Source organism: Clostridium hominis, assembly GCF_014287825.1.
GTDB classification, from domain to species: Bacteria; Bacillota; Clostridia; order Clostridiales; family Clostridiaceae; genus Clostridium; species Clostridium hominis.
Genome location: NZ_JACOOO010000020.1, coordinates 1 through 13258 on the forward strand (window position 1 = coordinate 1; position 13258 = coordinate 13258).

General features: G+C 28.8%; 13 protein-coding genes. 6 read left to right on the plus strand and 7 right to left on the minus strand.

Going from position 1 to position 13258, the window contains the following annotated elements; all coding sequences use genetic code 11:
* The first annotated feature begins 92 nt into the window (after positions 1-92).
* The 5 genes from H8S20_RS10560 (at position 93) to H8S20_RS10580 (ending at position 5389) form a co-directional block, all read left to right on the plus strand.
* Positions 93-1451, plus strand: coding sequence for a MurT ligase domain-containing protein (locus H8S20_RS10560; RefSeq protein WP_186860089.1), 1359 nt, complete (start codon positions 93-95; stop codon positions 1449-1451).
* Positions 1452-1466: 15 nt separating this feature from the next.
* The gene (locus tag H8S20_RS10565; RefSeq protein WP_032119141.1) at positions 1467-2192 is read left to right on the plus strand and encodes a type 1 glutamine amidotransferase; all 726 of its coding nucleotides are present in this window, start codon (positions 1467-1469) and stop codon (positions 2190-2192) included.
* A 40-nt stretch (positions 2193-2232) separates the two neighbouring features.
* The gene (locus tag H8S20_RS10570) at positions 2233-3519 is read left to right on the plus strand and encodes a D-alanyl-D-alanine carboxypeptidase family protein (RefSeq protein ID WP_186860090.1); all 1287 of its coding nucleotides are present in this window, start codon (positions 2233-2235) and stop codon (positions 3517-3519) included.
* Between the two features lie 211 nt (positions 3520-3730).
* Complete coding sequence (locus H8S20_RS10575) at positions 3731-4504, plus strand: flavin reductase family protein (protein ID WP_186860091.1); 774 nt, start codon at positions 3731-3733, stop codon at positions 4502-4504.
* 24 nt (positions 4505-4528) lie between these two features.
* The gene (locus H8S20_RS10580) at positions 4529-5389 is read left to right on the plus strand and encodes a 50S ribosomal protein L11 methyltransferase (RefSeq protein ID WP_186860092.1); all 861 of its coding nucleotides are present in this window, start codon (positions 4529-4531) and stop codon (positions 5387-5389) included.
* 119 nt (positions 5390-5508) lie between these two features.
* Here the strand turns inward: H8S20_RS10580 and H8S20_RS10585 are convergent, their stop codons facing one another.
* From H8S20_RS10585 to glsA, 4 genes are all read right to left on the minus strand, one after another.
* Complete coding sequence (locus H8S20_RS10585) at positions 5509-6051, minus strand: lytic transglycosylase domain-containing protein (RefSeq protein ID WP_032119145.1); 543 nt, start codon at positions 6049-6051, stop codon at positions 5509-5511.
* A gap of 14 nt (positions 6052-6065) precedes the next feature.
* Entirely contained in the window at positions 6066-6662 is a 597-nt protein-coding gene (coaE, locus tag H8S20_RS10590) for a dephospho-CoA kinase (protein ID WP_186860093.1), read from the minus strand.
* Between the two features lie 9 nt (positions 6663-6671).
* Positions 6672-9284 (minus strand): DNA polymerase I, encoded by a 2613-nt coding sequence (gene polA, locus H8S20_RS10595; protein WP_032119147.1) that lies wholly within the window; start codon positions 9282-9284, stop codon positions 6672-6674.
* Between the two features lie 191 nt (positions 9285-9475).
* Positions 9476-10393 (minus strand): glutaminase A, encoded by a 918-nt coding sequence (gene glsA / locus H8S20_RS10600; RefSeq protein ID WP_032119148.1) that lies wholly within the window; start codon positions 10391-10393, stop codon positions 9476-9478.
* Between the two features lie 174 nt (positions 10394-10567).
* On the opposite strand from glsA, the gene H8S20_RS10605 reads away from it, so the two are divergent.
* Positions 10568-11794, plus strand: coding sequence for an aminopeptidase (locus tag H8S20_RS10605; protein ID WP_186860094.1), 1227 nt, complete (start codon positions 10568-10570; stop codon positions 11792-11794).
* A 129-nt stretch (positions 11795-11923) separates the two neighbouring features.
* On the opposite strand, the gene H8S20_RS10610 is transcribed toward H8S20_RS10605, so the two are convergent.
* The 3 genes from H8S20_RS10610 to H8S20_RS10620 form a co-directional block, all read right to left on the minus strand.
* A complete protein-coding gene (locus H8S20_RS10610; protein ID WP_032119150.1) occupies positions 11924-12376 on the minus strand; it encodes a DUF3284 domain-containing protein in 453 nt (150 codons plus the stop codon).
* A 196-nt stretch (positions 12377-12572) separates the two neighbouring features.
* On the minus strand, positions 12573-12740 hold the full coding sequence (locus H8S20_RS10615) for a small, acid-soluble spore protein, alpha/beta type (protein WP_081921759.1): 168 nt from the start codon (positions 12738-12740) through the stop codon (positions 12573-12575).
* A gap of 130 nt (positions 12741-12870) precedes the next feature.
* Positions 12871-13152 carry a hypothetical protein gene (locus tag H8S20_RS10620; RefSeq protein ID WP_032119151.1) on the minus strand — a complete coding sequence of 94 codons (282 nt, stop codon included), beginning with the start codon at positions 13150-13152 and terminating at the stop codon, positions 12871-12873.
* Positions 13153-13258 lie beyond the last annotated feature (106 nt).

Consider the following 13258-nt stretch of genomic DNA (forward strand, 5'->3'; position numbering starts at 1 on the left):
TATGATATACTATTGATGTTATTATTAAATCAAAATAAAGTTGTTTAATTACTTTGTTTTTGGGTAATAATGTTAAATAAATTATTTAGGCGGTGAGCAAAATTAGTATTAAATCAATAATTAGTATTTTAGCAACTAAATTTACAATCTTCCTTACTAAAACCATTTTAAAAGGTGGAACAACTTTCCCAGGTAAAGTTGCATTAAAATTAGATAAGAATATTCTAAGTAAGGTTGCTTCTGGATATAATGTAATCCTTGTTACAGGTACAAATGGAAAAACAACAACTACAAGTATGATTTATAATATACTGAAAGAAAAAGGCTTTTCAGTTATTACAAATAATACAGGTGCAAATCTTTATTCTGGTATAGTTACTACCTTTGTAGATAATTATAAGTTTTCAGATAAAAATCATGAAAAGTTTGCAGTAATTGAAGTTGATGAAGCTAATGTAAAATTTATAACTGAAAAGATTACTCCAAATATAATCACGGTTACAAATTTATTTAGAGATCAACTTGATAGGTATGGAGAAGTATATACTACCCTTACTAAAATTTTAGAAGGTGTTCATAGTGTACCAACTTCAAAACTTATCTTAAACGGTGATGAATCATTACTTGGTAAACTTGATATTAAAAATCCAGTAGTTTTTTATGGTTTCAAAACAAATATAAATGAAAATAAAACTATAGACATAAATGCTGACGCAAAATTCTGTAAGTTCTGTAAAACTCCATATAAATATAACTTTGTTACATATAATCACTTAGGTGACTATTACTGTACAGGCTGTGGTTATAAGCGTCCTGAAATATCATATGGGGTAGATGAGATTATAGATCTTACTTCTGAAAGTTCTACAGTAAAAATTAATAATACTGAAATATTCCTTAGCCAATCTGGTGTATATAATATATATAATGCTCTTTGTGCTTATAGTATTGCTAAAGAACTTGGAGTAGATGATATAACTATTAAAAAATCCTTAGAAAGTCAAAGTTCTAGCTTTGGAAGACAAGAAACTATTAATATTGAAGATAAAGAAGTTAAAATAATCTTAGTAAAAAATCCAGCTGGATATAATCAAGCTTTAGATACTTTATGCCTTAGCAAAGATCCTTTCTCTGCTGCTTTTATCCTTAATGATAATTATGCAGACGGAAGAGATGTATCTTGGATTTGGGATGTAAACTTCGAACATTTAAATAATGTAGATTTAAATGAAATCTATGTTTCTGGATTAAGATCATATGATATGGCTGTAAGACTTAAAACTGCTGGCTTAGATTCTTCAAAATTCTCTATAACTGAGGAATATGATTCTCTAACAGAAAGAATAAAAGAAAGTAATAATAAAAAGGTTTATATTCTTGCAACATATACAGCTATGATTAATTATAGAAAGCACTTACACTCTAAAGGTTACATAAAAAACCTTTGGTAATATAGGAGGATTATTATGGAATTAAATATATGCCACTTATATCCTGATCTTTTAAATGTTTATGGTGATGTTGGAAATATACTTATACTTAAACATAGAGCTGAATCTAGAGGTATAAAAGTTAACATTTTAAATGTATCTATTAATGATACATTTAACTCAGAAGATTATGACATTGTATTTTTTGGCGGTGGTCAAGACTTTGAGCAATCAATAGTTTCAGATGACTTAATGAATAATAAAAAAGAAGAATTATCTAAATATATAAATAGCGGTAAAGTTGTCATTGCTATTTGTGGGGGATATCAACTATTAGGTAAGTATTATACTGCACCTAACGGCGAAAAAATTGAGGGGTTAGGTATCTTAGATATATATACAGAAGCTGGAGATACTAGATTTATCGGTGACACTGTCATATATAACGAAGAATTCGACGAAACTTATGTAGGTTTTGAAAATCACTCCGGAAGAACTTATGTTAATGGTCTTAAACCTTTAGGTAAGTGCATTCACGGATACGGTAATAACGGTTCAGACGGTTATGAAGGCTGTGTGTATAAGAATACTTATTGCACTTACTTCCATGGTTCATTATTAGCAAAAAATCCTGAACTTGCTGATAGATTTATAAAAACTGCTCTTGAAGTTAAATATTCAGAAATTGCTCTTGAAAAGCTTGATGATACTTTAGAGCTAAAAGCAAAAGAAAAAATGATTACTAGACTTTCAAATAAGTAATCTTTAAAACTTATACAAATTAAAAGGACGGGGAGATTAAATGACAAAAAAATTTTTTAAAGGTATGGTTTTATTACTTTGCTTAACTTTAATTCTACCTTTTACAGGTAATATTAAAGCTTTCGCATCAGAATTAGAAGCTCCACAAATAATCGGAGGCTCAGCAATAACAATGGATATGGATACTGGTGAGGTTATCTTTTCTAAAAATGCTGATGTAAAGCGTTCTCCAGCAAGTACAACAAAATTGCTAACTTCTTTATTATTTGCAGAAAACAAAACTAAAGGTGATTTGATTAGTTATACTGATAATTCTGCATCGATTACAGAAACTACATTAAGTGGTTATATAGCTGGCGGTGTTAAAGCTGGTGATACTATGACTGCTGATGATGTTATGAAAGCTGTTATGATTTTCTCGGCTAATGATGCTTCTGTTCTTATGGCGGAATCCGTTGCAGGATCTGTTGAAGCTTTTGCAAAAATGATGAATGAAAAAGCAAAAGAACTTGGTGCTACTAATTCAAATTTTGTTAACCCAAACGGATTAGAAGATCCTACTAATCCTAATAACAATAACTCAACTACAGCTCACGACTTAGCATTGATAGGTATTGCCGCTTATAAAAACGATTGGATAAGAGAAACTATGGCTTTAGAAGATGCACCTGTGTATCTTAATGGTGGCAGAATTGATCTTGAAACTAGAAATAAAAACCTTAATAAAGATGGCAACCTTGGCGGGAAAACTGGTACTGAAACTTTAGCTGGACATTGCTTCGTTGGTTTCTATAATAGAGATGGAAGAAATTTAGTTACAGTTGTACTTGGATCTGATTATGGTTCTGATGGAACAAATGTTTTTAATGATACTAAAGCTGTAGCTGATTATAGCTATACAGCTACTAAAGTTGCATATAAAGCTAATGGAGACGAAATAGGAAACGTAGATTTAAGCTATAAACTATTTAGATTCTTTGGGCCAACAAAAACAATAACTGCACCAGTTATATTAGCTCAAGATGTAGAGTATTACAAAAATGATTATAACGATGCTAATGCAACCATTTCTTTAAGTAATACAGATATTGATGCATGGAAAACAGCATCTAATAATAATGTAGATTTAACATTTTCAATAGGTAATTTTACTGAAACAGTTAAAGGAACTATCGGATTAACTACTGGACAAATATTTAAAGCTAATTTACCAATTTATGCAGCTGTGATAATAGGTATTATAGTTGCTGTAGTATTAGTAGTTATAATAATTAACTTAATAATAAAATCTGGTAGTAGAAACAAAAGAAATAGATACTACAGATAGAAAAACGACTGCTTATGCAGTCGTTTTTTAGTTAAGAGTAAGTGTACACTTTAAAATTTGTAAACAAATCCAGTATACCTCACTTTGAAATATTATAAATTTAAAACTGCATAGCAGTTTTATACTCAACTTTTCACTTTTAACTCTTCACTTTTAACTAAATAAAGTGTTATAATCGTTAAGACAATTTTAATAAAGGTGTGAATTTAATATGAATGAAAAAGTAGACTTTAAAGGTAGTGTTATTTTAAACCCTGTTCCTGTAGTCTTAATAACTTCTAAAAATAAAGAAGGAAAGGAAAACGTCTTTACTGTGGCTTGGACTGGAACCGTTTGTACTAAACCTCCAATGCTTTCAATCTCAGTAAGACCAGAACGTCTTTCTTATGAATATATAAAAGAGACAATGGAGTTTACAGTAAATCTTCCAACTTCAAAAATGACAAAAGCTGTAGACTATTGTGGTGTCAGACCAGGTAGAAAATTTGATAAAATACAAGAAATGAACTTTACTATGAAAGAAGGAACTAATATAAATGCTCCTTATATAGATGAATGTCCTATTTCTATAGAGTGCAAAGTTAAATCAATAATCCCACTAGGTACTCATGACTTATTTATAGCTGATGTTGTAGGATCTCACGTAGATTCTACTCTTATGGACGAGAAAGGTAAAATCCATTTTGAAGAAGCCGATTTGATTACATATTGCCATGGAGAATATTTTAAAATGGATAAACATCCCCTTGGCAAGTTTGGATACTCTATAGCTAAGAAACCTATCGCAATGAAAGATAGTGCTAAATCTATAGAAAAAGAAAATAATACTGATACCACTAAAGTAAAAGATTTATCTAAAGATAGGCCTCGAAAGAAAAATAACAATTATAAATCTTCAAATGCATCTAAAAAGAGAAATAGTAGTAACAACAAACATAAAAATAGCCGAAAAAACACTACTTCCACTAGAAGAAAAACTAAATAACTTTATAACTGAAAGGATGGTATTATGTTTATAGTTTCATATAAGCTTCCATATGCTTTATTAGACTCTACAATTGAAACTTTAGCAATAAACGATATATATAACGTATTTTATGAAAACCCATTAGAAATCACTACAGACGATTATGGATATGGGTATTTAGAAAAAGATGATGAAGACATAATTTTGAAAGTAGCTTTTGAAGATTCTAAAGAATTATTAGACCAGTTTTTAGTATCTCTTAAAGATATTTTAAAGATCGATTACATAAGTGTTGAAGAAAACACTAACGATTATACTACTTTTGATTTTCCAACTATACATCTAGACGACACATGGGTGATTTCAGGACCTGAAGAAGATTTTGATGATAAGAAAAAAATTAACTTTATATCTCAAGGTGCTTTTGGTACTGGACTTCATGAAACTACTCAAGATATATTAAGATTAATACTTAACAAACTAAATTTAGAAGAAAAATCTGTATTAGATATAGGAACTGGTTCAGGAATTCTTTCCATAGCTGCTTCTATAGCTGGTGCTTCATTTGTAACAGCTGTAGATATTCGTGATGTAAAAGACGAAGTTGAGCTTAACGCTTCTTTAAATAATCTTACAAATATAACTACTATTGTAGGTAATATATTAGATGATTCTTCTTTAGTAGAAGAAAACTTCGATTGGATTTTTATAAACATAGGTGGTGAGGAAACAAAACTATTTATGGACTTTATAAAATCTCACTTAAAAGCAAACAGTAATTTACTTGTCTCTGGGCTTGTAGAATGGAGCTTTGAAGAAGTTAAATCTAACGTTGAAAAATATGGATTTAAACTTTCAGAAAAACATCAAACAAATGAATGGATAACAGCAATATTTAACTAGTTACAAATTAAAAATGACAAATGACAAGTTAATGAATAAACTCTGTAAAACAGAGTTTATTTTTTAGATACTATACAAATAGTCTCCTTAAAAACTTGTCACTTGTCACCTATATCTTGTCACTGATAAAAGTGTTTGTAGACATTATAATTTGTTTTAACCTTATCAACATACTTTTTAGTTTCTGCAAATGGAATATATGTTAACACATCTCCATTTGGCGAGTATCTTTCATCTTTAAGCCATTTAGTTACATGACCACTTCCAGCATTATATGCAGCTAAAATTAAGTCTAAGCTACCAAATTCACCTTCAAGATTTTTTAAATACCAGCATCCTAATCTTATATTTGTCTCTTCATTAAAAAGCATATCTGGTGTAAATTCTTCTATCCCTATTTCTTCAGCAATCCACTTACCAGTACTATCCATAATTTGCATTAATCCTTTAGCACCTTTATTAGATTCAGCCTTAGGATCAAAATTACTTTCTCCCCTGATTACAGCTAACACTAATAACGGATCCACATTGTATTCTTCACTATATTTATCTACATATTCTTTATATTTATACGGAAAGAAAATGTTCTTAACTCCATATCTTGTTATAAAAAACATCGTTACTGCTACTAAAACTACCACTAATATTTTTTTATAATTCATTCTATATCCCTACTTTATATTGCTTTTAAAAACTCTGTAAGCGATTCAACCTGCACTTTAGTCTTTAGTAAGGTATCATTATTTTCAATAATAATATTAGCAAAATCCTTTTTTCTTTCTAGAGGCATTTGTGCATTTATTCTATTTATTGCATCCTCTCTAGATAAAGCATCTCTACTTCTTACTCTTTGAAGTTGCGTATTTGAATCTACCCAAATTAAAATAACATAATCCATCTCTTTATGCAAATCATTTTCTATTAAAGTAGGTGCATCAACTATTACTCTCTTTTCACCTTTTTTTTCTAGTGCTTGTAATTCTTCTTCTATTTCCCTTACTATATAAGGTAGAATTATAGCCTCGAACTTTATCCTTTGTTTAGGAAATCTAAATATATGATTTCCAAATTCTTTACGACGGAATTGACCTCTCCAATCAAAAAATCCTACTCCAAAATCTATCTTTACTTTCTCTAAAATCTCAGGATATTTTTCTAAAACACTTTTAGCTATAATATCTGCATCGATTATAGGAAAACCTGCTTCTTTTAGCATTGCAGATACGGTACTTTTACCTGAGCCTATACCGCCTGTTAATCCTATTTTAATCATACTTACCCCCTATTTAGCTTCATACCATGTCTTTCCTATATTTGTATCAACTTCTAAAGTAACTGCCATCTTAAGTACGCTTTCCATTTCTTCTTTTACTAAAGCTTTTACTATTTCTAGCTCATTCTCTTTAACATTTAAAATAAGTTCATCGTGTACTTGTAAGATTATTTCACTAGCTAGATTTTCTTTCTTTAACCTATTATAAACTTTTACCATTGCCAGCTTTATTATATCTGCAGCACTACCTTGAATTGGGGCGTTCATTGCTAATCTTTCACCTAAAGCCTTAACAATCTTATTAGAAGCTTTAATTTCTGGTATAAACCTTCTTCTATTTAAAATAGTAAGAACATAACCTTTTTCCTTAGCCTCTTCTTTGGTACCTTCTAAATAGCCCTTTATCTTTGGATATCTATCAAAATATATTTCCATATATTCAGATGCTTCTTTTTTAGTTATCTTTAAATCTTGTGAAAGGCTAAAGTCACTTATTCCATAAACAATTCCAAAGTTTACAGCTTTAGCTCTACTTCTCATAAGTGATGTAACTTCTTCAACAGGAACCTTAAATACTTCTGATGCTGTCTTAGTATGAATATCTGAATGATGATTAAATGCATCAATCATATTTTGATCATCTGACATATGAGCAAGAACTCTTAGTTCTATTTGAGAGTAGTCGCAAGATAATAAAACATCTGTATCTTCCTTAGGAATAAATACTTTTCTAATCTCTCTACCCATTTCATACTTAACAGGTATATTTTGAAGGTTAGGCTCTGTACTTGAAAGTCTACCTGTGGTTGTAACAGTTTGATTAAAACTAGAGTGAATTGCTCCATCAACGTCTATAACATTCTTTAATCCTTCTACATATGTAGAATTTAACTTAGTAATTTGTCTATAATAAATAATCTTTGGTATAACATCATGCTTATCCATTAGCTTTTCTAACACTTCAGCATTAGTTGAATATCCTGTTTTAGTTTTCTTAATTACAGGTAAATCTAACTTTTCAAAAAGAATTTTCCCAAGCTGCTTTGGCGAATTAATATTAAACTCCTCTTCGCATAATGCAAATATCTCTTTTTCAGTTCTTTCAATTTCTTCTTTAAACTTAACTGCAAGTTCATCAAGTTTTTCTCTATTAACCTTAAATCCTACTGCTTCCATACTAGAAAGAATAAATATTAATGGGTGTTCAACTTCATAATAAAGTTCATCCATATCCTCTTTTGAAATTCTTTCCTTTAAATAGCTGTAAAGTTCTTTCATATTACCTACAGCACTACATACTAAAGTATCACCTTCACCTTTAACTTCTTTCCCTAAATATTCATTAATTAAAGTTACTAAAGGATATTCACTTCTAGCTGAGTCTATTAAATATGCAGCTATAGCAGTATCAAAAATATATTCTTTTATTTCTATATTAAGCTTTGTTAATGTAGTTACAAGATTTTTACCATCATGTATTACTTTAGTTATCTTTTCATTTTCCATGAATGATTTTAATATGCTAGTAGCCTCTTCAAAGTTCTCCATAGCTATTAATTTCATATCAATAAGATAAGTTTTCTCACCATAACTTAAATATATTTTATCTAATTCCATTTTAGAATAAACATTACCATCATTTAATTTATAACTAATAAATGCTATTTCATTACTTCCATTTAAAACTTTTTTTAATAATTCTAAATTATTTATTTCAATTATCTCTATTTTCTCTTCTTCTTTTTCTTCATCAGTATCATCACCTGGCAACTTAGCAAGTAGTGATTTCATTTGAAGCTTAAAGAACATCTTCTTAAGTTCTTCTCTGTTGTAATCTTCCTGACTTTTTATATCATCTAAATCAAATTCTATTGGGACCTCTGTCATTATAGTAGCTAACTTTTTACTAAAAATTGCTTGTTCACTATATGTTTCTAAGTTTTCCTTTAGCTTTTTACCACTAATTTCATCTATATTAGAAAGTACCCCTTCCATAGAGCCATAAGTTGCAATAAGCTTAAAGGCAGTCTTCTCTCCTACCCCTGGTACCCCTGGTATATTATCTGACTTATCACCCATAAGTCCTTTAACATCTATATATTGAGTTGGTGTTACTCCAAATTCATCTATAAATGCTTTTTCATCATATATAGCTGTTTCAGTTACACCCTTTTTAGTTATTACAACCTTAATATTTTTAGTTGCTAATTGAAGAGCATCTCTATCTCCTGTAACTATAAATACTTCTATATCATTTTTCTCAGCAAATTTTGCTAAAGTTCCTATAATATCATCAGCTTCAAATCCATCTATTTCATAAATATTTATAGATAATAATTTTAGTATTTCCTTTACTAGAGGGAATTGTTCATAAAGCTCTGGGGCCATCTTCTTTCTCCCAGCCTTATATTCTTCATATTCCTTATGTCTAAAGGTTGGAGCTTTTCTATCAAAGGTAGCTACTATGTAATCTGGTTTTATTTCTTCCTTCATCTTAAATAACATATTAGTAAAACCATAAACTGCATTAGTATGAACTCCATCCGTAGTAGTTAATGGTGGTATTGCAAAAAATGCTCTATTCATTAAACTGTTCGAATCTAAAATCAGTAATCTTTCCATCTTTTCCTCCAGTAGTTTATTATTATAAAATTCATTATACTATTTTTTCATTATATTTACTAATGATATCCATAACAAATATTTTAAAACTATCTTTTAACTTAATTGTAAACTTAAAATATTTTTCTATATAAACTCCATAAATAGTTTCATATTTTATTTTTAACTCTTCACTTTTAAATCTTAACTAATTAAAATATGCTTAGTTCTAATTCTTCTGATAGATTTTTTAGCACATGAATTCCACCAATGCTGTTTCCTTTTTGATCTAGGGCAGGTCCGTATATTCCTATGCCATATCGTCTTGGTACCGTAGCAAGTATTCCTCCACCTACACCTGATTTTGCTGGTATTCCAACTTGAACAGCAAACTCCCCAGATGCATCATACATTCCACAAGTAACCATTATAGTTTTAACTATTCTACATACCTCTCTAGACATTAAAACCTCATTACCCCATGGTGTTATTCCATCATTAGCTATAACGGCTCCGAATCTAGCTAAATCCTTAGCAGTTACTTCTATAGAGCATTGTTTAAAGTAAAGGTCTAATACTTCTTCTACATTACCTTCTAATATTCCATTACTCTTCATAAAATAAGCTAAAGATCTATTTCTATCTCCAGTTTCTTTTTCACTTTCATAAATTTCTTGGTTTACATTTATATCTTCATTATTCGTAGCTCTTCTAATAAAATTTAAAATTCTTTCAAGTTTTCTTTCCTCTGTTTCTCCATATATTAATGAAGTTGTTACAATAGCACCTGCATTAATCATAGGATTATAAGGTTTTTCATCTCTTATTTCAAGATTAACTATACTATTAAACCCCATTCCTGTAGGTTCAACATTAACCTTTTTAAATACAGCATCTCTACCGTTATCACTAAGTGCTATAATAAGTCCTACAACCTTAGAAATACTTTGAATCGTAAACTTAACATCACACTCTCCAGCCCAATACTCTTCATTATTTTTAATATCTACAACATATATTCCTAAATCATCCTTATTGGCCTTTAAAAGTGCTGGTATATATGAAGCTAAAAAACCTTCTTCTGTATATTTTTTATTCTTATCTACTAAATTAACTAATAAGTTCTTCATCTTTTTCTCCTCTTTACTATTCTTGTAGTAAATATTATATTTCTAATAATCTATTCTTACAAGGTAAAAACTGTTTACTCATAATTTTTTTATGTAAATCCGTAAAATTTTATTTTTTCTAATTAACTATGATATAATACTAAGTAAATTACTAAAATTTAGGAGGACATAGTTATGAATAATGATTTATTAAAAAAATATGCAAAACTTACTGTAAAAACTGGTGTAAATATACAAAGAGATGATGTTCTTGTTATAAATTCGCCAATTGAAACTGCAAACTTCGCAAGACTTATTACTGAAGAAGCATATAATTTAGGAGCTAAAGATGTAGTAGTTCATTATGGAGATCAAAAGCTTACAAAAATTAAGCTTGATAACAGCTCAATAGAAACTATATCAGAACAACCAGAATGGTTTGGAGAAAGTTATAATTACTATGCAAGAACAGGTGCTTGCTTTATTTCTATAGCTGCTAATGATCCGGATGGTCTTAAAGGTGTTTCAGTAGATAAAATTGGAGCTTATCAAAAATCTAGAAGTTTATCTCTTAAAGAATATTACGAAAACTCAATGAGTAATAAATGTCGCTGGTGTGTTATTGCTTACCCAACACTTCCATGGGCTAAAAAAGTATTCCCTAACCTTTCTGACGATGAGGCTTTCGAAAAACTATATTACGCTATTTTAGATGCTAGTAGAGTTACTACAGAAGATCCTATAAAAGCTTGGGATGAACATAATTTAAACCTTCAAAAAAGTCTAGACTTTTTAAATAACAAAAACATAAAAACTCTTCATTATACTAGCTCTAATGGAACTGATTTAACAATTGAATTACCTTATAATCATAACTGGGCAGGAGGATTAGAAGAAAGTACTTCTGGTATAGGATTTAATGCAAATATTCCTACAGAAGAAGTATTTACATTACCTAAAAAGACTGGTGTTAACGGAATAGTATATTCATCAAAGCCTTTAAGCTACGGTGGTAATTTAATAGATAACTTCTCCCTTACTTTCAAAGATGGAAAAGTTGTAAACTTCACTGCAAAAGAAGGATATGATGTGTTAAAACAAATGTTAGATAGTGATGAAGGTGCTAAATACTTAGGAGAAGTTGCACTTGTACCATATGATTCTCCAATATCAAACTCAAATTTAATATTCTTTAATACATTATTTGATGAAAATGCTGCATGCCACCTTGCACTTGGAAGAGCTTATCCATGCTATAAGGATGTAGAAAATCTATCTAAAGAAGAATTAGAAGAAAGAGGCACTAATGACTCTAATATTCATGTAGATTTTATGATAGGAACAAAAGACTTATCAATAACTGCAGTAACTAATACTGGAGAAATAGTTCAAATATTTAAAAATGGTAACTGGGCATTTTAGAGAATTAAAAATGATGCATTATTATTGATTTTATAATTTTAGCTATAGTAATCTTTGTTATTAATAAGAACTACATATACCCAAAATTAGTATATGTAGTTCTTATTATCATTACTGTCTAGAGTAAAGTTAGTTTTTATTTTCTTTTTTATTTCTTTCTTTTATTATCTTATCCTCTAGTGCTTCTACAGCCCCATTAAGCTTTTTTTGAATCTTTTTCTTTGCTGTCAAAGATTGAAAGAAAAATCCTATCTTATTCATTATCCCATAAAGATCTTGACTTTCTGTTAATAGTATTTCTGTACATCCATCCCCAGCATCTTTAAATTCATATCTACTTTTATATTCAGAACTTAAAAACATAGTTTTTGTTTCATAAGCTTCATTTTTTATATAATCAGTAACTGAAGTTTCCATATAAATATCGCCACTTTTAGTTTTTCTTGCAACTCTTTTGCTTTTTGCTCCAATTGGATTTTCTTCATTAAACTTATTAAATGGTTCTTTAGCTAACTTAATAAAACAACTAAAAACCTCTTCTATCGGATATGCAATAATTGTACTTACTGTAAATTTACTCATTCTAATCAACCTACCTTTTAAAGCTTTACATAATACATTATGACAGAAAACCCGATAAAAATCTATAAACAAACTATTAAATAATTAAAACTTAATAACAAAGAGTTAAAAATTAAGTTTTACACTAATTTTTAACTCCTTATTATTACTATATTTCTCTCTTTTTAACTACCTGTTACATTTAACTCTTAACTATCTAAGCCTGTGATTCTGGTTTTCTTGGTTTATCTTTCCCTAATTTTCTTGATTCTTTAGAATATCCTATTTCATTAGCTGTTTCTACTTTCATTTCTTTTAACTCTGCTTTAGTCTTTTTTCCTGATTTTTTATTATCTTTTGAATTTTTATTATTTTTGTGTGCCATAACTTTCTCCTTTGCTTAATAAAATAGATTTCCATAGTATTTTGTGTAATATTAATGTTTTTATAATTGTTAATATAAGTAAGTTATAAATATATATCTCTAAATAAAAAAAGTGAGAATATTATTCTCACTAATTTTCATCCATTTCTTTATAATCTACATCAATAACTTTCTCATTTTCATTATAATAGTCTGCTTGTACATGTGAACTTTCATGAATGTCTTCATTTCTATTATAGTTATTTGAATTATTATTTTTATTATTAAAGTGATTTCTAAACTTTACTATTATATATATTATTAACCCACCTACTAATAGATATGGCACTATACTAATGAACAACCAAGATATCGCAAAAAATATAGCTAACCCTATTAAAGTAAATATTACAGACCTAAACGTACTATTCATTACATCAACCTCAATCCAAAATTATTTTCTTATGTTATTATACTATGATTTTATTTTTTTTGCAAGATAAGTTATTAATTATTTCCTTAAATAGTTATTGTTACCA

Coding starts and splice junctions, on each gene's coding strand:
- H8S20_RS10580 (WP_186860092.1), top strand. CDS start 4,529: ATGTTTATAGTTTCATATAAGCTTCCATATGCTTTATTAGACTCTACA.
- H8S20_RS10570 (WP_186860090.1), top strand. CDS start 2,233: ATGACAAAAAAATTTTTTAAAGGTATGGTTTTATTACTTTGCTTAACT.
- H8S20_RS10565 (WP_032119141.1), top strand. CDS start 1,467: ATGGAATTAAATATATGCCACTTATATCCTGATCTTTTAAATGTTTAT.
- coaE (WP_186860093.1), bottom strand. CDS start 6,662: ATGATTAAAATAGGATTAACAGGCGGTATAGGCTCAGGTAAAAGTACC.
- polA (WP_032119147.1), bottom strand. CDS start 9,284: ATGGAAAGATTACTGATTTTAGATTCGAACAGTTTAATGAATAGAGCA.
- H8S20_RS10575 (WP_186860091.1), top strand. CDS start 3,731: ATGAATGAAAAAGTAGACTTTAAAGGTAGTGTTATTTTAAACCCTGTT.
- H8S20_RS10585 (WP_032119145.1), bottom strand. CDS start 6,051: ATGAATTATAAAAAAATATTAGTGGTAGTTTTAGTAGCAGTAACGATG.
- H8S20_RS10620 (WP_032119151.1), bottom strand. CDS start 13,152: ATGAATAGTACGTTTAGGTCTGTAATATTTACTTTAATAGGGTTAGCT.
- H8S20_RS10615 (WP_081921759.1), bottom strand. CDS start 12,740: ATGGCACACAAAAATAATAAAAATTCAAAAGATAATAAAAAATCAGGA.
- H8S20_RS10605 (WP_186860094.1), top strand. CDS start 10,568: ATGAATAATGATTTATTAAAAAAATATGCAAAACTTACTGTAAAAACT.
- glsA (WP_032119148.1), bottom strand. CDS start 10,393: ATGAAGAACTTATTAGTTAATTTAGTAGATAAGAATAAAAAATATACA.
- H8S20_RS10610 (WP_032119150.1), bottom strand. CDS start 12,376: ATGAGTAAATTTACAGTAAGTACAATTATTGCATATCCGATAGAAGAG.